General features: G+C 65.5%; 19 protein-coding genes. 10 read left to right on the top strand and 9 right to left on the bottom strand.

Translation table 11 applies throughout. From position 1 onward, the window contains the following. On the top strand, nucleotides 1–1985 hold a 1985-nt coding region (locus LB525_RS28325; protein ID WP_224549830.1), incomplete at its 5' end, for an autotransporter domain-containing protein. Between the two features lie 181 nt (nucleotides 1986–2166). Here LB525_RS28325 and LB525_RS28320 read toward each other — a convergent pair. Continuing rightward, complete coding sequence (locus tag LB525_RS28320; protein WP_224549828.1) at nucleotides 2167–3177, bottom strand: zinc-dependent alcohol dehydrogenase family protein; 1011 nt, start codon at nucleotides 3175–3177, stop codon at nucleotides 2167–2169. Nucleotides 3178–3275: 98 nt separating this feature from the next. Here LB525_RS28320 and LB525_RS28315 point away from each other — a divergent pair, with 98 nt between their 5' ends. Further along, nucleotides 3276–4205, top strand: a complete 930-nt coding sequence (locus LB525_RS28315; protein WP_224549826.1) for a LysR family transcriptional regulator — start codon at nucleotides 3276–3278, stop codon at nucleotides 4203–4205. Between the two features lie 101 nt (nucleotides 4206–4306). On the opposite strand, the gene LB525_RS28310 is transcribed toward LB525_RS28315, so the two are convergent. Continuing rightward, nucleotides 4307–4690, bottom strand: a complete 384-nt coding sequence (locus LB525_RS28310; RefSeq protein ID WP_140631592.1) for an SgcJ/EcaC family oxidoreductase — start codon at nucleotides 4688–4690, stop codon at nucleotides 4307–4309. A 333-nt stretch (nucleotides 4691–5023) separates the two neighbouring features. On the opposite strand from LB525_RS28310, the gene LB525_RS28305 reads away from it, so the two are divergent. After that, nucleotides 5024–5509: a hypothetical protein gene (locus LB525_RS28305; RefSeq protein ID WP_224549814.1), complete on the top strand. Its 486-nt coding sequence runs from the start codon at nucleotides 5024–5026 to the stop codon at nucleotides 5507–5509. 36 nt (nucleotides 5510–5545) lie between these two features. On the opposite strand, the gene LB525_RS28300 is transcribed toward LB525_RS28305, so the two are convergent. From LB525_RS28300 to LB525_RS28285, 4 genes are all read right to left on the bottom strand, one after another. After that, complete coding sequence (locus tag LB525_RS28300; protein WP_095768310.1) at nucleotides 5546–6304, bottom strand: slipin family protein; 759 nt, start codon at nucleotides 6302–6304, stop codon at nucleotides 5546–5548. Then, the gene (locus LB525_RS28295; RefSeq protein ID WP_224549812.1) at nucleotides 6301–7665 is read right to left on the bottom strand and encodes an NfeD family protein; all 1365 of its coding nucleotides are present in this window, start codon (nucleotides 7663–7665) and stop codon (nucleotides 6301–6303) included. The genes LB525_RS28300 and LB525_RS28295 overlap by 4 nt, the downstream gene beginning before the upstream one ends. 215 nt (nucleotides 7666–7880) lie before the next feature. After that, a complete protein-coding gene (locus tag LB525_RS28290) occupies nucleotides 7881–8186 on the bottom strand; it encodes a hypothetical protein (protein WP_095768308.1) in 306 nt (101 codons plus the stop codon). Nucleotides 8187–8466: 280 nt separating this feature from the next. After that, nucleotides 8467–9897, bottom strand: coding sequence for an MFS transporter (locus tag LB525_RS28285; protein ID WP_224549810.1), 1431 nt, complete (start codon nucleotides 9895–9897; stop codon nucleotides 8467–8469). 132 nt (nucleotides 9898–10029) lie between these two features. Here LB525_RS28285 and LB525_RS28280 point away from each other — a divergent pair, with 132 nt between their 5' ends. Both LB525_RS28280 and LB525_RS28275 read left to right on the top strand, forming a co-directional pair. Next, entirely contained in the window at nucleotides 10030–10959 is a 930-nt protein-coding gene (locus tag LB525_RS28280) for a LysR family transcriptional regulator (RefSeq protein WP_224549808.1), read from the top strand. 469 nt (nucleotides 10960–11428) lie between these two features. Further along, nucleotides 11429–11656: a hypothetical protein gene (locus LB525_RS28275; RefSeq protein ID WP_095768306.1), complete on the top strand. Its 228-nt coding sequence runs from the start codon at nucleotides 11429–11431 to the stop codon at nucleotides 11654–11656. A gap of 81 nt (nucleotides 11657–11737) precedes the next feature. On the opposite strand, the gene LB525_RS28270 is transcribed toward LB525_RS28275, so the two are convergent. Next, on the bottom strand, nucleotides 11738–12067 hold the full coding sequence (locus LB525_RS28270; protein ID WP_224549806.1) for a hypothetical protein: 330 nt from the start codon (nucleotides 12065–12067) through the stop codon (nucleotides 11738–11740). Between the two features lie 628 nt (nucleotides 12068–12695). Between LB525_RS28270 and LB525_RS28265 the strand changes: the two genes are divergently transcribed. Next, a complete protein-coding gene (locus LB525_RS28265) occupies nucleotides 12696–14690 on the top strand; it encodes an acyltransferase family protein (protein WP_224549804.1) in 1995 nt (664 codons plus the stop codon). Between the two features lie 379 nt (nucleotides 14691–15069). On the opposite strand, the gene LB525_RS28260 is transcribed toward LB525_RS28265, so the two are convergent. After that, nucleotides 15070–15423 carry a cupin domain-containing protein gene (locus tag LB525_RS28260; RefSeq protein WP_224549802.1) on the bottom strand — a complete coding sequence of 118 codons (354 nt, stop codon included), beginning with the start codon at nucleotides 15421–15423 and terminating at the stop codon, nucleotides 15070–15072. A 252-nt stretch (nucleotides 15424–15675) separates the two neighbouring features. Here LB525_RS28260 and LB525_RS28255 point away from each other — a divergent pair, with 252 nt between their 5' ends. The 4 genes from LB525_RS28255 (at nucleotide 15676) to LB525_RS28240 (ending at nucleotide 18332) form a co-directional block, all read left to right on the top strand. Continuing rightward, complete coding sequence (locus LB525_RS28255; RefSeq protein WP_224549800.1) at nucleotides 15676–15987, top strand: hypothetical protein; 312 nt, start codon at nucleotides 15676–15678, stop codon at nucleotides 15985–15987. Nucleotides 15988–16138: 151 nt separating this feature from the next. Beyond that, nucleotides 16139–16468, top strand: coding sequence for a hypothetical protein (locus LB525_RS28250; RefSeq protein WP_224549798.1), 330 nt, complete (start codon nucleotides 16139–16141; stop codon nucleotides 16466–16468). Between the two features lie 145 nt (nucleotides 16469–16613). After that, the gene (locus LB525_RS28245; protein ID WP_224549796.1) at nucleotides 16614–16946 is read left to right on the top strand and encodes a hypothetical protein; all 333 of its coding nucleotides are present in this window, start codon (nucleotides 16614–16616) and stop codon (nucleotides 16944–16946) included. 105 nt (nucleotides 16947–17051) lie between these two features. Then, nucleotides 17052–18332 (top strand): DUF763 domain-containing protein, encoded by a 1281-nt coding sequence (locus tag LB525_RS28240; protein ID WP_224549794.1) that lies wholly within the window; start codon nucleotides 17052–17054, stop codon nucleotides 18330–18332. Nucleotides 18333–18558: 226 nt separating this feature from the next. On the opposite strand, the gene LB525_RS28235 is transcribed toward LB525_RS28240, so the two are convergent. Continuing rightward, nucleotides 18559–19152, bottom strand: coding sequence for a DUF6456 domain-containing protein (locus tag LB525_RS28235; RefSeq protein ID WP_224549792.1), 594 nt, complete (start codon nucleotides 19150–19152; stop codon nucleotides 18559–18561). Nucleotides 19153–19228: the final 76 nt, after the last annotated feature.

The following is a 19228-nucleotide window of genomic DNA, read 5'->3' as shown; positions in this document are numbered from 1 at the left end:
GTGGCTTTGTGGCGTTCGGCAACGGCGTTGGCACGGCGACGGTCGACGGCGCTGGCTCGACCTGGACCAACACCGGCAACCTTGATGTCGGCGAATTCGGCACGGGCACGCTGACGATTTCGAACGGCGGTGCGGTTTCGGTCGGCGGCATCGTGACCATTGCCAGCCAGGCAGGCTCAATCGGCACGCTCAATTTCGGTGGCGTAGCCGGAGCGGCGGCATCGGCGACCGGCATACTCAATGCTGCGGCTGTCCAGTTCGGCGCAGGCACCGGTGCGATCAACTTCAACCACACCGACACGAACTACACCTTCGCGTCGGCGATCGGCGGTGCCGGCACGATCAACCAGATCGCCGGCAACACGAATCTCACCGCCGATTCCAGCGCCTTCACCGGCGCGACCAATGTGAGCGGCGGGCGGCTGGCCGTGAACGGTTCGCTGGCAGATTCGCTGGTGACGATCTCGGGCGGCATACTTGGCGGCAACGGCACGGTGGGCGGCATCGCGGCGCACTCGGGAGGCATCATCGCGCCGGGCAATTCGATCGGCACGCTCAGTGTCGCGGGCAACATCGACCAGGCGGCCGGTTCGATCTACCAGGTCGAACTGACTTCGACCGGCCAGTCCGATCTTCTCCACGCGACCGGCATGGCGACGATCGCCGCCGGATCGGTCGTCGACGTGGTCAAGACGGATGCCGCGCCTTACGTAGCGGGCACGCATTACACGGTGTTGCAAGCCGATGGTGGCGTCGCCGGAAACTACTCGCTCACCGGCGATATCGGCACGGCTTTCCTCGGCCTCGTCGACAGCTATGACGCCAATCACGTCTATCTCGATGTGGTCCAAAAGACCTTCGCTCAAGTTGGCCTGACGCCGAACCAGATCGCCACCGGCGGTGGCGCCGAAAGCCTGGGGGCTGGCAATCCGCTCTACGACGCAATCGCCGTGCTGCCGACAGAGGCAACCGCCCAGGACGCCTTCGACCAGCTCTCGGGAGAGATCCATGCCTCGGCCAAGGGCATGCTCCTCGAGGACAGCCGCTTCATCCGCGACGCCGCCACCAGGCGGATCAGCGCTGCGTTCGGCGATGCCGACGCAGCCGCATTGCCGGTCATGGCCTATGGTGAGGGCGGCCCCGAAATGGTCGCGGCCGACACCGATCGCTTCGCCGTATGGGGCCAAGCCTTCGGCTCGTGGGGACATACCGGCAGCGACGGCAATGCCGCCGCCTTCGATCGTTCGACCGGCGGCCTCCTAGTCGGCGCCGATAGCCTGGTCGGGGACTGGCGCGTCGGTGCCATAGGCGGCTACAGCCATTCGACTTTCGACGCTGACGCTCGCCGTTCCAGCGGCGCCGGCGACAATTACCATCTCGGGCTCTACGGGGGCACTAACTGGGGCGCCATCGCCTTCCGCACCGGCGCCGCCTACAGCTGGAACAACATCTCGACAAAGCGCGCGGTTGCCTTCAATGGCTTCGCCGATCAACTGTCGGCCGACTACGATGCCGGCACGGCACAGGTGTTCGGCGAACTCGCTTACAAGGCCGATGCCGGGCGCTTCAAGTTCGAGCCCTTCGCCAATCTCGCCTATGTCAGCGTTCACACCGACGGCTTCACCGAGAAAGGTGGCGGTGCAGCCCTGACCAGCGCAAGTTCAACCATCAACGCGACCTTCACCACGCTCGGGCTGCGCGCCTCGACCGACCTGACCCTGGGCAGCATCGAGGCGACCGCGCGCGGCACGCTCAGCTGGCGCCATGCCTTCGGCGATGTCACGCCGACTTCGACTTTCGCCTTCGCCGGCGGCGATGCCTTTACAATCGCCGGCGTGCCTGTCGCCAGGGACAGCGTGGTGATCGATGCCGGTTTCGACCTGCCGATCTCGGCCAATGCCACGCTCGGCCTGTCCTACACCGGTTGGTTCGGCTCCCATAACGCCGACAACGGCGTCAAGGCCAACCTCGACCTCAAGTTCTGACGGCGAAAGGTGAAGAAGGATCGGGAGTAGCGTGAGAACGCTCGGTCGACGGAGCCCGGCCGAATACGGCAAGGGCTCGGGCGGCGACGCGGATTGAAGCTCCCACATCTCCTGTCAGGGAAGTCGGCTTCAGGGAGACCGAGAGATTCATCGCTTTCGCCCACTCCAGCGCCGGCTCTTCCTACCAATCCAAGCCGAACACCAGCTTGCCGAAATGCAGGCCGCCGGCGGCCATGTAGGTGTAGGCTTCGGTCGCCTCGTTTTGTGAAAACACCTTGTCGACGACCGGCTCGATCCGGGCGGCGCCGATGGCACGGGCGGCGTCGCGCAGGTCCGAGACCGATCCGGTGTTGTTGCCCACCACCTTCAGCGCCTTGATGATGATCGGCAGCAGATTGACCGTGGCCTCGGCGCCGGTGACGAAGCCGATGGTGAACAGCGTGCCGCCGGGCGCGGTGGCGTTGACGGCGCGCGCGAAGGTGGCGGTGCCGCCGGTCTCGACGACGAGGTCGGCGCCGAGGCCATCGGTCAGTTCCAGCACCTTGCCGTCCCAATCCGGTGTCGCGCGGTAATTGATCAGGTGATCGGCGCCGAGCGCCTTGGCCCGCTCGAGCTTCTCGTCCGAGGACGACGTGATGATGACGGTTGCCCCGGCCGCCTTGGCAAGCTGCAGGGTGAAGATCGAGACGCCGCCCGTGCCGAGCAGCACGACGACGGAGCCCGGCCCGACATCGGCGGCGCGGATGGCGTTCCACGCGGTGGTGCCGGCGATCGGCAAGGTCGAGGCCGCCCCGAAGGAGAGATGCGCCGGGACCGGCACGACCGAGTTGGCTGGCAGCGCGACATATTCGGCCAGCGACCCGGGCAACGAGATGCCGCGCATCTGCGTCATCTCGTGGGGACGCGGCCGGCCGCCGATCCAGCGCGGCTTGGCGTGGGCAACAACGCGGTCGCCAGTTTTGAATGTCGTCACGCCCTCGCCCAGCGCGACGATCTCGCCGGCACCGTCGGCAACGGGAACGAGCGGAAACACCGGGCCGGGATAATTGCCGCTCGCGACGGCGACATCGACGAAGTTCAGGCTCGCCGCACGCTGGCGGATCAGCACCTCGCCGCGTTGCGGTTCGGGCGTGGCGATGCTGGCGGCGCGGAAGGCGTCGAGCCGGGGTTGGCTGAGTTCGATGGCTTTCATGGGTTCACTCCGTGCGTGGTCGATGGACGATTGAGCGAACCTAGCTGCTGCGCTACTACTCGATAATCGTTGGACTTTGCATTTGAGTATTGCAAATCATGCAGCAATCAGTTGAGCCTTCCGCCCTTGCCGAAATGGCGGCCTTCGCGGCCGTCGCCGAGGCGTGCTCCTTCACCAGGGCGGCAGCGAGAGTCGGGCGCGACGCGACCATCCTGTCGCGCCGTCTCCAATCGCTGGAAGAGCGGCTGGGGGTGCGGCTGCTCCACCGCACCACGCGCAGCGTGTCGCTTACCGAGGCGGGCGCGGAATTCCTGTTGCGCGTGCGCGCCATCCTGGCTTCGGTCGACGAGGCCGAGGCGGCCGCATCGGCGCATGCCGTCGGCGGGCCGCGCGGCCTGCTCAAGCTGGCGCTGCCGGGGACCTTCGGACGCATGTGGATCGGGCCGCTCTTGCCGCAATTCCTGGTGGAGTTTCCCGAGGTCCACATCGAGGCAGAGTTCTCCAACCGCTTCGCCGATCTCGTCGCCGAGAATTTCGACGTCGCCGTACGGCTGGGCAGCCTGGAGGACTCGCGCCTGGTGGCGCGCAAGGTGGCGACGCGCCGCCGGCTGCTCTGCGCCGCGCCCTCCTACCTCGCCAGAAGGGGCAGGCCGGAAACGCCGCAGGCACTGCTGGAGCATAGCTGCCTGGGTTTCTCCGGCTTCCAGACCTTTCCGGCCTGGGAGATGACCGACCGCGAGGGTCGGCGCGTGCGCGTCGAGGTTTCGGGGCCGTTGGTCAGCGACGACGCCGAGGTGCTGGTCGAGGCCGCCGTGCAGGGCGTCGGCCTGATGATGAGCACCGACTGGCTGGTCGGGCGCGAGTTCGCCGACGGTCGGCTGGTGCCGATCCTGGAGGACTGGACACTTGCCGACGAGGGCGCGGTCTATGTCGTCATGCCCTCGGCCAAGGGTCAGGCCGCCAAGACCCGCGCCTTCGCCGACTGGATCGGCAAACGCTTTGCGCCTGAGCCGCCGTGGCGAAAGTAAGCGCGACATAGCGGGCATTCGCGGCGGAGATCGCGGACGCGGTGGCCGCAGGACAAGGTTCCTCGCCTCAGAAGGGGATAGGCAGTTCCGGCGACCGCGCCCTACCCTTTTGCCGCCAGCAAATTCGCATCCCGCGCCAGCCGCCAGCGGCCGTCATTCTCCTTGCGCAGCAGCGTCAGCGTATAGCCGGACCGCCGCACCGGCTCGCCGCCGGGCGGTGTCGCCGTCATATCGATGCGGTTGCGGATATAGGCCCAGTCGCCGAGCAGATTGAGCTCAACGATCTCGCTATCACCGTCGATCTTGGTCTCGCCCATGCTCCTGGAGGCCGCGGCGAAGGCTTCCTTGCCGAAGGGCTCCTTGCCGGGAACCATGAAGACGACATCGTCCGTCATCAGACCAAGCACGGTCTCCAGATCGCCCTTCCGGCTCGCCGCCATCCAGGTCTCGACCACCTGGCGGATCGCAGTTGCGTCATCGGTCATCGCTTTACCTCCTTGCAATCGTCGGCGGTCGGATTGTCGTCAATACCTGGTGCAATCGCCGTCGCCGGCAACGCCGCGGACGGACCCGAGCGCTATCGCCCGCGTCTTGCGACGAAGGAGGTTGCCCGGTTGTGCATGGCAGGCCTCAACTTCCGCAATGAAATCGTGACGGGGCCGGGCGGCTCGCAGATGTTGCTGGTCGACTCTTTGGCAATCTGCTGAAATTGTTCGAGTTGGCCAAGAGCACTTAAGCGAGATCCATTCAGGAGAAATTGGCCGCTCGCCGACTTTCGCCAATCTCTATATGATGCCCGCCACGGTGGGGGATCGACTATGAAAAGCGCACTGGCAATCGTCACACTTGCCCTTCTCGCCACCCCTTTCGCCCATGCCGCGCCTTGCGCCTGGTCCGCCCGGATGGAGGAGGACGAAGGCGGCAGCGTGATGACGGCTTCGGTGTGCGGCGGGCCGAAGGGCGATGCACATCTGATGCTGGCCTGCTTCGACAAGCCGGTGCTGAGCTATGATCTCGGCGCCGCGGGCGGGCAGCTGGAGCCCGGCAGCAAGGGCACCTTTACCTTCAAGGCCGGCGGCAAGAGCGTGACCAAAAAGCTCGTGCTCGAGGCGATGTACAATTACTTTACCGCCGAACTCTCCGGCCCCGCCGACCCGTTGCTGGCGCTGCTGCGCGGCAAGGGCGAGGTGACGGTCTCGGCCGACAAATACGGCACGGCGAGCTTTCCGCTGAAAGGCTCAGGTGCTGCGATCGGCAAAGTGCTGGCAGAATGCGGCAAGGGTTCGGGCGGCGGAGCTGATTGACTCTGCCGACGAGGGAAGACCGGCAGCGTCAACGCCTCATTTGCCCTGCCCTTTCATGAATTGCCCGAGCAATTCCACCGGCAGCGGGAATACCACCGTGGACGAGCGCTCGCCGGCGATGTCGTGCAGGGCCTCGAAATAGCGCAGCTGCATGGCCTGCGGCTCGGCCGCAAGCATGCGGCCGGCCTCGACCAGCTTCGCCGCCGCCTGCTGCTCGCCGTCGGCATTGATCACCTTGGCGCGGCGCAGCCGCTCGGCCTCGGCCTGCTTGGCGATGGCGCGGATCATGCTTTCATTCAGGTCGACATGCTTGATCTCGACATTGGAGACCTTGATGCCCCAGGCATCGGTGCGCTGGTCGAGGATCTCCTGGATATCGCTGTTGAGCTTGTCGCGTTCGGCCAGCATCTCGTCGAGCTCATGCTTGCCGAGCACCGAGCGCAGCGTGGTCTGCGCCAGCTGGTTGGTTGCGGCCATGAAATCCTCGACCTGGATGATTGCCCGCTCGGCGTCGACGATGCGGAAATAGAGCACGGCATTGACCTTTACCGAGACGTTGTCGCGCGAGATGACATCCTGCGGCGGCACGTCCTGCACCACCACGCGCAGATCGACCCGCACCATCTGCTGGACGAACGGGATGAGGATGATGAGCCCAGGGCCCTTGACCCCGGTGAAGCGGCCGAGCGTGAAGACCACGCCGCGTTCATATTCCCTCAGGATGCGGATGGCGGCCGCCAAAAAAATGATTACCAGCAGCGCAATGATGAGATAGGCCACGTAACCGACCATCATTTCACTCCGTTGTTGCTCGCATCACGACGCCGCACGGTCAGCACGAGGTCGCTGACGTCGATCACCTCGACCCTGTCGCCGGGTACGACGGGTTCGTCGGCCCTCGCCCGCCAACGTTCGCCCAAGGCCAGCACATGGCCCTCGCCGCCCTGCCAGTCGATGATCTCGACGGGCAGGCCGCGCATCGCCTCGCCGCCGACGCGCGGCGGGTTCCTGCGCGCCGTCCAGACATAGGTTCCGGTGAGCAGCGCCAGTCCGAGCGTCAGCACGGCGGCGGGGCCGATGACCGCCCACGACATGGCAAAGCCCGGCCCTTCGATCCTGAGCAGCATGGCCGAGCCGAGCAGGAAAGCGGCGACGCCGCCCAACCCCAGCACCACGGTGGGGTTGAAGGCCTCGATGATCAGGAAGGCGATGCCTAGCAGCATCAGCGCCAGGCCGGTATAGTTGATCGGCAAGAGGTTGAGCGCATAGAGCCCGAGCACCAGGCAGATGGTGCCGATGACGCCGGGCGCCACGGCGCCCGGGCTGGTGAACTCGAAGACGAGGCCATAGACGCCGACCAGCATCAGGATGACGGCGGTGTTCGGGTCGGTGATGACGGAGAGCAGCCGTATGAACCAGCCAGGCTCCAGCGTCTCGACCGGCAGCCCTTTCGTCGCCAGCACTTTCTTGGCGCCGGCGACATCGACGGTGCGCCCGTCGGCAAGCTGCAGCAACTCGGTAGTGTCGCGGGCGACGAAGTCGATGACATGCTCCTGCAGGGCGGCGTTGGCCGACAAGCTCGCTGCCTCGCGCACCGCCTTCTCGCCCCAGTCGCCGTTGCGGCCGCGCATCTCGGCAAGCGAGCGGATGAGCGCGACCGCGTCATTGGTCACCTTGGTCATCATCTCGTCGCCGGGCGGCTCGGCGACACCCTTCTGGTTCTTGTCCTTGTCGCCGCCCGGCAGCGACGGCAGCCCGCCCATCTCGACCGGCGTCGCCGCGCCCAGATTGGTGCCCGGCGCCATCGCCGCGACATGGGTTGCGTAAAGAATGTAGGTGCCGGCGCTCGCCGCATGGCCGCCGGCCGGCGCGACGTAGCCGATGACGGGCACGGGCGAGGCCAGGATGTCGGCGATCATTTCGCGCATCGAGGTGACCAGGCCACCCGGCGTGTCGAGCTGAAGGACGAGCACTTCGGCGTTGCGTTGAGCAGCAGTATCGAGCGCCTCCTCGAGCTGCCTGGTGCTGGCCGGCCCGATAGCGCCGTCAATGGCAACGCTCAACGCGACCTTCCCGCTCCCGGTCGAGGAGAAGGAAGAAACGGCAGCCGCTGCCAGGAGGGCAACGGCGAAAAGGGCCGCCCGCGCGAAGGTCACGCTCGAAGCTCCATGAGCTCAAATATGGGTTGTGCCGTGGCGAAGTCCAATGGGCGTCGAAGGGCGCCTGCGCCAACCGTCGGCGGCTGCGGTTGGGCGCCATGCTTCAGGCCAGCGCGCTGAAAGCGCTGCGCAGCGGAATCGGTCCTGAAGAGACAAATCGGAAAAAAGCGCTCCCGGCCCGTGTCTGATCGCACGAGCCGGGGCGCGGGGCGTCAATAGTCGGAGCCGCCCTCGACGACGACCCGACGATGATGGTGCCGGTGGATCGAACTCGTGACGACCACGTCCTGACGACGGTGATGGCGATAACGCCAGCTACGCTTGCCATTGTCATAGAAGGCGACCGTGCCGTGATGGCGGTGATGCAAGCGATGGCCCTCGTCATTGATGATGATGGCGGGGCGGTGATGATAATGATGCCTGTGATGCGTCCTGATGACGACATCGGCCTCGGCCGCCGAAGCGACGGCGGGTGCGGCGACGCAGAGCGCCAGGGCAGCAAGAAGCACTGTTTTCATTGCTTTATTCCTGATTCCTGAATCATCCCTTCGGCTGGGTAAACCGCTGCCTGTCGCTTTGGTTCCGGGGAGGACGACATGCGCCATCCGCTCCGGCGCGCGGTCGAGATCGGGTGGGAGGATGGGCCGGCGCCGCAGCGGGCGGGGGTTCGTTGGGGGCTGAGGCACCGGCCGAAGGCGGAATGGGCACCGCCGCGTGTCAGAATATGCTCCCCGTGCGGTGACGAAATTGCGCGATCGCGGAAGGAAGGGCGCGGCGCCGAGCTGCCGATCTCCCAAATCATGCGATCCGGCCTCTCCGTCCAGCCACCGCTATCGCGGCCGCCAACGCCACCACCCCCGTGGCCGCCGCGAAGGTGAACCCCATGCCGCCGGCGACCGCTGCCGGCGCTGCCGTCGCGACATCCTTGGTGCCCACGGCGAAGGCGAACACCGCGCCCATCACCGCCGTGCCGGTGACAAGGCCGAGATTGCGCGACAGGCTCAGCATGCCCGACACCACGCCGCGCTCGGAGCTGTCGACGTCGGCCATGACGGCGGTGTTGTTGGCCGCCTGGAAGAGCTGGTAGCCGGGCGTCAGCAGGATGATCGCCGCCACGTAGCCGACGACACCGAAGACGCCCGGCAGCACAGCGAGCGCGACGCAGCCGGCGACCATCAGCACCAGCCCGGCCATGACCATCGCGGCAGCGCCGAGGCGGTCGACGACACGCCCGGCAATGATGCCGCAGAACGCCGAGACCACGGGCCCGATCGACATCACGGCTCCGGTCGCAGCGTCGCCGAGGCTCAGCGCACGCGACAGGAAAAACGGGCCGACGACCAGCGTGGCCATCATCACCGTCGAGACCAGCGCGTTCATGGCGAGGCTCGGCGCCAGCACCGGGTCGCGCAACAGCGCGAGCTTGACCAGCGGCGACGCCACCTTGGCCTCGGCGACGACGAACAGCGCCGCGCCAACAATTGCCCCGCCGAGCAGCGCCATGTTCAGACCACCGAAATGACCGCGCCCCATGGTCATGGCCAGCGCGTAGGCGGCAAGCGTGGCGGCAAGCAGCAGCGTCCCCAGCATATCGAAACGCGCGGCTCCCTTCGCCTCTGCGCGGTCGATGCCCGCCCCTTTGTCGCCCGGTAAAAAGCGCCAGGCGGCCAGCAGCGCGACGGCGCCGAGCGCGGCGTTGACGAGGAAGATCGAGCGCCAGCCGAGAGCTGCGATCAGCACGCCCCCGAGCGAGGGCCCAAGCGCGGTGCCGATCGCCGACATGGTGCCGAGCAGGCCCATGGCGCTGCCGGTGCGTTGCTTCGGCACCGTCTCGCCGACGAGGGCTATCGTCAGCGCCATCATCACCGCGGCGCCTAGGCCTTGCACGGCGCGGGCAGCGATCAGCATCGCCAGCGACGGCGCGAGCGCGGCGGCAAACGAAGCGGCGCTGAAAAGCGCCAGGCCGGCGATCAGCAGCAGCCGGCGGCCGACGACATCGCCGAGACGCCCGACGCTGACGAGCAGCGCCGTGATGGCGAGCAGATAGGCAAGCACCACCCACTGCACCGCCGGAAAGGACGCGGCGAAAGCCGCGCTCAGCGTCGGCAGCGCGACATTGGCGATGCTGGTGCCGAGCGACGAGACGAGCATGGCAAGCGACAGGCCGGCCAGCGCGCCCGCCGTCGAATGGCGCAGGGGCGCAGCCCGGGTTTCGGCAATGTCGGCCATGATTTCTTCTCCGCCGGTTGAACTTGCGGGGAAGATAGGCGTGCGCATGACATGGCGGAACACGCAGCGTATGCACTTGAATAGTGCATCAGACGCCATGCCGCTTTGACGAATCCGTGCTATGGTCGCGCCATGTCGCGACCCGATCTCAACCTGCTCGCCACTCTTGACGTGCTGCTTGCCGAAGGCAGCGTCGCCAAAGCCGCGCGGCGCCTGAAGCTCAGCCCTTCGGCAATGAGCCGGGCCCTGGCGAGGCTGCGCGAGGCGACCGGCGACCCGCTTCTGGTGCGTGCCGGGCGCGGCCTGGTGCCGACGCCGCGCGCTGTCGAGCTCGGCGGGCAGGTCGGGCGGCTGGTGAAGGAGGCGGAAGCGGTGCTGCGGCCTGCCGAGCGGCTCGACCTCGCGCGGCTTGGCCGCAGCTTCACGCTGCGAAACAGCGATGGTTTCGTCGAGAATTTCGGCCCGGCGCTGCTCGCCCGCGTGGCTGAGGAAGCGCCGGGCGTGCAACTGCGTTTCGTGCCCAAGCCCGACAAGGATAGCGGCCCGATGCGCGAGGGCGCGGTCGATCTGGAGACCGGCGTGGTGGGCGGTTCGACCGGGCCGGAGGTGCGCGCGCAGGCGCTGTTCCGCGACCGCTTTGTCGGCGTCACGCGGGCCGGCCATCCTTTGTGCGAAGGCCGGATCACCGCCGCGCGCTTCGCCGCCGGCCGGCACATTTTGATCTCGCGCCGCGGCCTCGACCGCGGCCCGGTGGATGACGCCTTGCAACTCGCCGGGCTGACGCGGACCGTCGCGACCGTGGTCGGCGGCTTCGCCGAGGCGCTGGCGCTAGCGCGTGGCTCCGACCTCATCGCCACGGTGCCGGAACGCTATACCGGAACGCTGCGCGAGGGCCTGTTCACCTTCACGCTGCCGGTGAAGCTCGCCGCGCTGACGGTCTCGCTCTTGTGGCACCCGAGGCTCGACGCCGATCCGGCGCATCGCTGGTTGCGCGGGTTGGTGAAAGAGGTGTGCCGCCTTTCCTCTCCGCCGTTTCGCGAGGGCGAGGAACCCATGCCCTGATACGCCGCGGCACCGCGGAACCAACCGCGCGTTGCAGGCGATGCCTTTATCATATTAGCCATTACTAACATGTACTATCGTACGCAGGACTAACCGTGTCTGTCATGGAACCCGCGGCATAGTCAGCGCGTTGCCGGGCGCGCGTGAAACAGCCGGAGGCTCGCTTGAGCGAATTCAGGAAGTTCGCCTGCCCCCGGTGCCTGGGCGCCGGCAAGGTGTTCGAGTGCGAGAAACAGGTGGCGTCGAACGGCGCATGCTGTCCCTCTGGCGCGTTGCGCCACAATTGCCCTGGACAACGGGCTTCCTGCCAAGCCTGCAACGGAACCGGCCTGCGCGGCTACGGCGCGCCCTCTACAATAGAGGACTAAACCCGGCCGGCTTCGCTTTCGCTACACCCGGGAGTCTTGCCTTCCATTCGTAACTTCTAATAAAATGTATAAGGGCGAGAGCGGAGCGGCGGGCGCCCCGCATGACAATCTATCGTGTCGAGGAAATGGACGGCGAAGCCGTCGTCGCGGTCCATTCGGCCGCAGCAAAGACGCCTTTCGAGGCGGCTGAGAAGGCGCTTGGCCAGAAAGTCACTTTGCGCGCCGGCGCCGACAGATGGGTCCGCGTCGTCGATCTCACCGAGCGGCCGAAACCGGTCAGGCTCAGGCCCACGACATTCGAATTCAAGGCTATAGGCCAAAGGAAATAGCGCGCTCCGTTTTGCATTGGCGCCAGTGTGCACGAAGCGCGGCGAAGTCGCCGAGCAAACCGCCAGGCACTTTTCCTGGCTTTAAGTGCTGGCGCCGCCCATCAGCGCGGCGACCAGGGTCGCCAGGAACACGAGCAGCCCCAAAGCGACCCGGTCCAGCCATGACCGCCGTCTGGCAAGAACCTCGAACAACCGTTTGGCCATCGCAACTTCCCCCATTCGGCGACACTCTATCACGTCTTTCATGAGCGGGTCATGAAACGGCTCACAGATAGATTCGATGCCGCTTTCAAGCGGAATCCCGTCGTCGCCGGGCATCAATGCTGTACTGCCGAATTGCACCCAAAAAAAGTCGGGGTCGAAGCGACATGCCGGCCGGCGAAAAATCGGCCTATTCAAGCGGATAGGCATATGCGCGGCGCTGCCTGGTGGATATCTCAAAAGCCCGGAATTCCGCCATTTCGTGGCTTTTTCGCCGTGTCCCCGGCACGGCTGCAAAGCGTGCTTCGAGGACGAAAAGGCGGCTAAAAAGACGCTTCCGGGCCGCTGTCCGGCGGCGTTGACAGGGCACCGCGCCAATGGCACTCGGCAACCACTGGTCACGCCATGACCGTTGCTGTTGGGGACGGACGGGGTTTCAGCAGCTTGGCGGCGGCGCCGGACGGGCGGGCACCTTCGAGGTGTACCGCCCGCTCCTGGCCAGCCTCAATTTTCAAGCCGGATGTCGCGGACCAAGCCGGAGCGTCACCGCCCCGATTCAACGCTTGACCGACAACGGCACCGCGGCCGCCAGTTCCCGGCGCCTGTCTGGCATCGGCCTCAAATATCGCCCAACCAGGTCTACCGACGGCATCGGCGCGTGATCGGATCGGATCTCAGAACGTGAAGTCCGAGGATGGCACTGCGGCCGTCACCGCCGAAAGCCTGTCACCCCTCCCTTTATGTTGCACCGCGTTAGATTTGTTGCATTGCGATATGAGCCCGCAGGCGCAAGTCTTCCCCAAGGCGGGATACGAACGAGCTTGCGAGGTTCGTATTCGTGTCAGCATCAGCGCAGGATTTCCGGCCCGACATAGAAGGGTTGCGGGCGGTGGCCGTGGCGGGCGTCATCGCCTACCATTTCGGCCTGACCGCGCTGCCCGGCGGCTTTGCCGGGGTCGACATCTTCTTCGTCATCTCGGGCTATCTGATCACCCGCCATCTGGTCGCCGAGATTTCCGGCACCGGCCGGCTCGACCTTCTGCGTTTCTACGCCCGGCGCGCGCGGCGCCTGCTGCCGGCGGCGCTTTTCGTCATCGTCGCCACACTTGCCGCCGGCGCGGTCATCCTGTCGCCGGAAGAACAGGCGCTCTATTCCAAGGGCGCCATGTTCGCCTCGGCCTACATGATCAATCTGTGGTTGATCCGCTGGTCGTTCGACTATTTCGCCAATGACGCCGCGAGCAACCCGTTCATCCATTACTGGTCGCTGTCGGTCGAGGAACAATTCTACCTCGCCTGGCCGGCGCTGCTGATGCTGGCCGCCTGGCTGAAGCCGGGCAAACGCTCGATCGTCATGGCAATCGCCGCGGCCGGCCTCGTCTCCTTTGTCCTCTGCGCCTGGCTGACGAGCGTATCGCCACCCTGGGCGTTCTACTTTTCGCCGCTGCGCGCATGGGAATTTGCCGCCGGCGGCCTCGCATCGATGGTGCCGGCGCGGCTGTTGCAGGAACGTCCGCGGCTGGGGCGGGCGTTGAGCCTGGCCGGACTGGCGATGATCGGGGCCGCTTATCTCACCTTCAGCGAGGGCGCTCCCTTCCCCGGCTTTCTGGCGCTTCTGCCGGTGGCCGGCACAGTCCTTCTGCTCAAGGCGGGAGCGGCCGGCGTCAGGGACGGCACTCCTCGTTTGCGCAATTCCGAACGGAACTGCGTGAACGCCGCCCTGGCGCTGCCGCCTTTGCAATGGATCGGCAGGCTCTCCTATTCGCTTTATCTCTGGCATTGGCCGGTCATCGTCTATGCCGGCATGCTGGCGCCGGAGCTGACACCCGCCGAGCGGCTCTGTTGCCTTGCGCTGACACTCGCGCTGTCCATCCTCAGCTACCACCTCATCGAGAACCCGATCCGTCGCAGCGGCTGGCTGATGGCCAATGCGGCGCGGGCGCTGGTGCCGGCCCTCCTCCTGACCGGCACCGGCGTCGCAGCCGCCTACGGCAATGCCAGGCTCGCCGCGCATGATCTCGACCCGCGGCAGCGCATCATCGCCGCGAGCGCCGCCGAACCCTCCACGGCCCGCGCCAAAGCAGGCTGCGTGCTGGACTACGAGACGGTCACGCCGATCCCCTGTGTGTTCGGCGACGGCGGGCGCACCATAGCCCTGTTCGGCGACTCCCACGCCGACCACTGGTCGACGCCGCTGATCGAGGCGGGCCGGAAAAACGGCTACCGGGTGATGACCTGGCTGAAAAACTCCTGCCGCGCCTCGCGCATCAGCGTCTGGTCGTCCGAGCTGAAGCGCGCCTACGCAGAATGCGACCGCTGGCGCGAGCAGGCGATCAAGGAGATCATCCGCGCAAAGCCAGCGCTGGTGGTCATATCGGAACTGGCGCTGAGCAGCGGGCGCAAGATGGCGGGGCGCGACGGCGACACGGACGATCAGGACGCCGACTGGCGGGCCGGCCTGCGCTCCACGCTCACCAGCCTGAGCCAAGCCGGCCTCAAGGTCGCCTTCATCCGCGACGTGCCATTCAACAACGCGAATGTCGACACCTGCGTGGCGCGGGCGCTTTGGCGGAACGAAACGCCCTCGCGCTGCGACCAGACGCGGGCCTATGCCGCCAACGACAAGATGGCGGCGGTGGAGCGCGATATTGTCGACAGCATCCCCAACGCTGCTTACGTCGACCTCACCGACCGCTTCTGCAGCGCCACCATTTGCCACGTCTTCATCGACGGCAAGCTCGCCTTCCGCGACCGGCACCATATGGCGACACCCTTCGCGAAATCGCTGGAGCCGGACGTGGAGAAGAGGGTGATTTCCAAAGTGGGAAGATGATGCTGCCAATTTCCCCCTTGTGGGCTACGGCATGCACACATTTCGAAGCGGCTGGTCTTTGGCGATAGGATGCATGGCAGCTTGGCGCATGCATTGCCTTGTGTAGCGCTGGTCGGCCTCCACTCCGTCTCGGCTTCGCCGAGCCACCTCTCCCCCGATCGACGGGGTAGAGGAAAGGCGCCAAGCTTTTTTGCCGTCAACGCCCGTCCAGCAACGCTCCCTTCCTTTCCCTCCGGAGGGGGGAAAGGTGGCGCTGCGAAGCAGCGACGGATTGGGGGAACAACGTGGCAATCAAGCCTCGGCCTGATCAGTCGCGCCAGTCACAGAAGATGTGTGCATGGCGTAGCCGTTGTGGGGAGAGATCAGCAGCTCATCCCCCCTACCCCACCACAACGACAAAATGCTTTGTCACCGGCTCGAGGATCTTCCACGTCCCTTTGAAATCGGCCTCGACCACGAAAGCATCGCCGGGGCCGACCTCGACCGGCTCGCCGCCGTCAGGCGTGATGATGATGCGGCCGGCGATCATGTGGACGAATTCATAATCGGTGTAGGTGGCGTGATAGGTGCCGGGCGAAGCGCGCCAGGTGCCGGACATTACCTTTCCGTCCTCGGTGGTGTGCTGCACGGCCGTCTGCATGGTCGGCCTGCCCTCCACGACGATCCAGCCCGGCAGGTCGCCGGCCTCGGCATGCTCGACGGCGCCGAATTTGAGAATGGTCTGCTTGGTCATGGGAGCTCCTGCGGTTGAGATTTACGTCAGGTGTGGCATAGCCGATGGCGCCAAGGTGCGCGAGTGATGCTGCGACATCGCGCGACGCGCTATTCCCGCTGGTCCGTGCGCCCTTGCGGGGGAGCGAGCGTTTTCCCGCATTTGCGAACGGGCTCGTCCCCGAGACAGGGGCCGCGCATTTTCCTCGGAACACCGGCCCCGTCGAAACCGTTTATCTCTCGAAGGGGCGTCCTGCAACTCAAGGAGGCAGCGATGAAAGAGCTTCTGCTTGCTTCGATGATCGCCATCGCCTCGGCGTTCGCGATCGCGCCGGCCAGCGCCGGCAGCGTGCAACTCGGTATCGGCGTCGGTCCAGGCTATGACGACGACTATTATGGCGGATACTATCCTCACCGCTATTACCGGCATGTCTACGATGATGACGACTACTATGTCCCGGATCGTGAACGTTATGTGGTCCGCTATCATAGCCGGTATTATGGCGACAATTGCCGGGTCAGGATCGTGAAGCACTGGCGCCATCACCACCGCGTCATCGAAAAAATCCGCATCTGCGAGCGTTGACCGAGCGGTGCCCATGATTGGCTGATCTCCTACTCGCGAGGGAGATGGCCGCCCGCCCATCCCAGGGATGGGCGGGCGAATATTAGCGATTTGGAACATAACCTGCCTCCGGCGCGTTTATGGGGTGATCAACTCCAGGGAGGAGGTAGTCATGAAAACGCTCCTGCTCGCCTCCGTTATAGCCATTGCGTCGGCATTCGCCGTGATCGGCCCGGCCAATGCCGGACGCCTAGAATTCGGGATCGGCATCGGGGACGGTTATTACGACGATTATTACAACGATTACGGGCCATATTACGGTGACGACTATTACAGTGACCCCTACATGTATCGGCCGTATTACCACCAGTATTATAGCTACAGGCCGCATTACTACCGGAATTACTATTTCCGGCATCACAGGCGCTGCCAAGTCGAATATGTGAGACACTGGCGTCATCACCACCGGGTCTACGAGGCGATCCGCGTCTGCAGGTATTGAACCTTGCTGGCAATGAGAGGCTGGCTTGTTAGCCGCTTTTGCGACCTATCCTCGAGGGTGACGATGCGCTGCGAATATTAGCGATCGGGAACATACGCTTGCAGCGACCGTTTATTTGGTAATCGGCCTTCAGGAGGAGGTTGCCATGAGAAAACTCTTACTTGCTTCGGCGATTGCCATCGCCTCCGCCGCAACGACAGTCGCGCCTGCGGATGCACAGTTCTTCGGGCCGTTCGGCGGCTTCAGCTCGTTCTTCGGTGTCCCGTTCTACGGCGGCGGCCCGTTCTACGATTACGGCGGCCGCTATTATGGACCGCGCTACTATGACGACTACTATCCCGGCTACGTGGTCCGGTATCCGCACTACCGGTACCATCGGTATTACAGGCACTACTACATCTATCCCCATCGGTACCACCACAGGCATCATCACCGGCACCATCACAGGCATCACCACGGGTATTATTACCGGTATTAGCGGGCCGGCGGACTGATCTCCCTCCTTGTGGGGGGAGATCAGTCGGCGCCTTGCAAATTCCCGGCAAAATGCCATCTAATTCTCCGGCATCCACGGAGAACATCCTTGACGCAGCGAAGCGGCAGCGCCGACCTGCCGCTGCATGGCGGGCGGGTTCCGAAATGGCTGGGCGATCGGATGACGAAGCTCGGCGCAGTGCTGTGCGAGGCGATTGTCCATCATTACGGCCGCGATGAGCTTTTGCGGCGTCTGGCGCATCCCTTCTGGTTCCAGTCCTTCGGCGCCGTGATGGGCATGGACTGGCATTCCTCGGGCATCACCACCTCCGTGATCGGCGCGCTGAAGCGGGGGCTCAACCCGCTCAGCAACGAACTCGGCATCCATGTCTGCGGCGGGCGCGGCGCGCATTCGCGCAAGACGCCCGGCGAATTGATGGCGATCGGCGAGCGCGTCGGGCTGGACGGCGATGCCCTGGCCACCGCCAGCCGGCTCGTCGCCAAGGTGGACAGCGCCGCCGTGCAGGACGGCTACGACCTCTATCTGCACGGCTTCATCGTCACCGATGACGGGCGCTGGGTGGTGGTGCAGCAAGGCATGAACGGCGATGCTCGCCAGGCACGCCGCTACCACTGGCTGTCGGAGGGGCTCAAAAGCTTCGTCGACCAACCGCATGCGGCGATCGAAGGCGAGCGCCAGGGCGAGATCGTCAACCTGACCGACCGTCGAGCCGAGAAAGCCCGCGGCGGCCAGATCGCGCTGCTCAAGACGATGAGCCCGGAAAAGATCCTGACCGAGCTGGCCGCGCTGGAACCGCGGTCGGAGCCTGAACCGGCCGCGCAGCCGCTGCTGCCCAACCTCGTCATGCCGGCTCATCACGACGTGCGCGAAAGCGACATCGTCATGCGCCGCCTGCATGGCAACATCGCCTCGGCCATCGAAAGCGGCCCGAAGGATTTTCCTGAATTGCTGCTGGTCCCCGGCGTCGGCCCGCGCACGGTGCGGGCTCTGGCCATGGTGTCGGAAGTGGTGCACGGCGCGCCCTATCGCTTCTCCGACCCGGCGCGCTTCTCCCTCGCCCATGGCGGCAAGGACCGCCACCCCTTCCCCGTGCCGCTGAAAGTCTATGACGAGACCATCACCGTGCTGAAATCGGCGGTGGGCAAGGCCAAGCTCGGAAGAACCGAAGAGTTGGAGGCGCTGAGGCGGCTGGATGGAGAGTCCCGTCGGATGGAGCGCTACGTGACGGGGCCGAGCCTGAAGGAGATCGTCGCCGGCGAGATGGACCAGTCGCATTTGCTGGGCGGACGGAGCGTGTTCGGGTGGGAGGGGAAGCCTGAGGGTGGCGAGGAGCCAACCTCCAAAACGCACACCGGACTCCGCAAATAACGTTGAAGGTCAGCGCTGCCCCTCATTGCCCTGCCGGGCAATTTCTCCCCGTGAACTGGGAGAAAGCGACCGTCGCCGATGCCGCGCTTCTCCTTCGCCCCGTTTACGGGGAGAAGGTGCCCGAAGGGCGGATGAGGGGCAGCGCCGAGCCTCTGCAAGTTCGCGTCAGCCACCTCACATCGTGATTCACTTTGCTTTGCTAAGTGGCCGCGACCATGCCGCCCCCCTACCCAACCTTCTTCCCCATCATCATCCCGTAGTGCACCGCCAGCAGATCCAACCCCACCTTCAGCAGCTTCACCACCACGTCGCGGCCGTCGCCGCTGCGCTCGGCGATGGCCTTCACCGACTGGCCTTCGAGGCAGATTTTTCGGGCCACTTCCGCCACTTCCCAATGGGCGAGCGCGGCGGCAGCGTGGGCATACGCCCGGCCGGCTGAGAGCACCCGGTCCGGGACGCCGCCGCCGATCCGGCCGGTATCGACGCGCTCGCTCCAGGATTGCGGCTGCAGGCCTTCGCGCTGGCTACGCTCGAAATCGTCGCGGAAGCGCTGGCCGGCTTCGCGCTGCTGGCGGGTGAGCGAGGTGATGCCGGTGAGCGGATCGACATTGCGCAGGCGCACGACGCCGCCAGTGTAGCCGCCGTTCGACACCTCGTAGATGCGGCGCGCCTCGGCCGTACCGGTGGTGAGGCGCTGACGGCCGAAGCCGTCGGGCTTCAGCGCGAAGTCGTGACCGACGTCGCGGCGGATGCGCACCTGCTCGGCCTCGCCCTTGGGTAGCTTTGGCGGCTGGGGTTTCTTGGCGGCTTTGCGGGGCATGGTGCGGTCCTTGGGTTGGAATTCTAGAAATGTTGGCGCGAGACACCCTCATCCGGCTCGGCGCAGAGCGCCGAGC

Origin of the sequence: Mesorhizobium sp. CA16 (assembly GCF_020165175.1) — a bacterium.
GTDB lineage: Bacteria > Pseudomonadota > Alphaproteobacteria > Rhizobiales > Rhizobiaceae > Mesorhizobium.
This window is presented reverse-complemented; position numbering and strand designations above follow the sequence as displayed.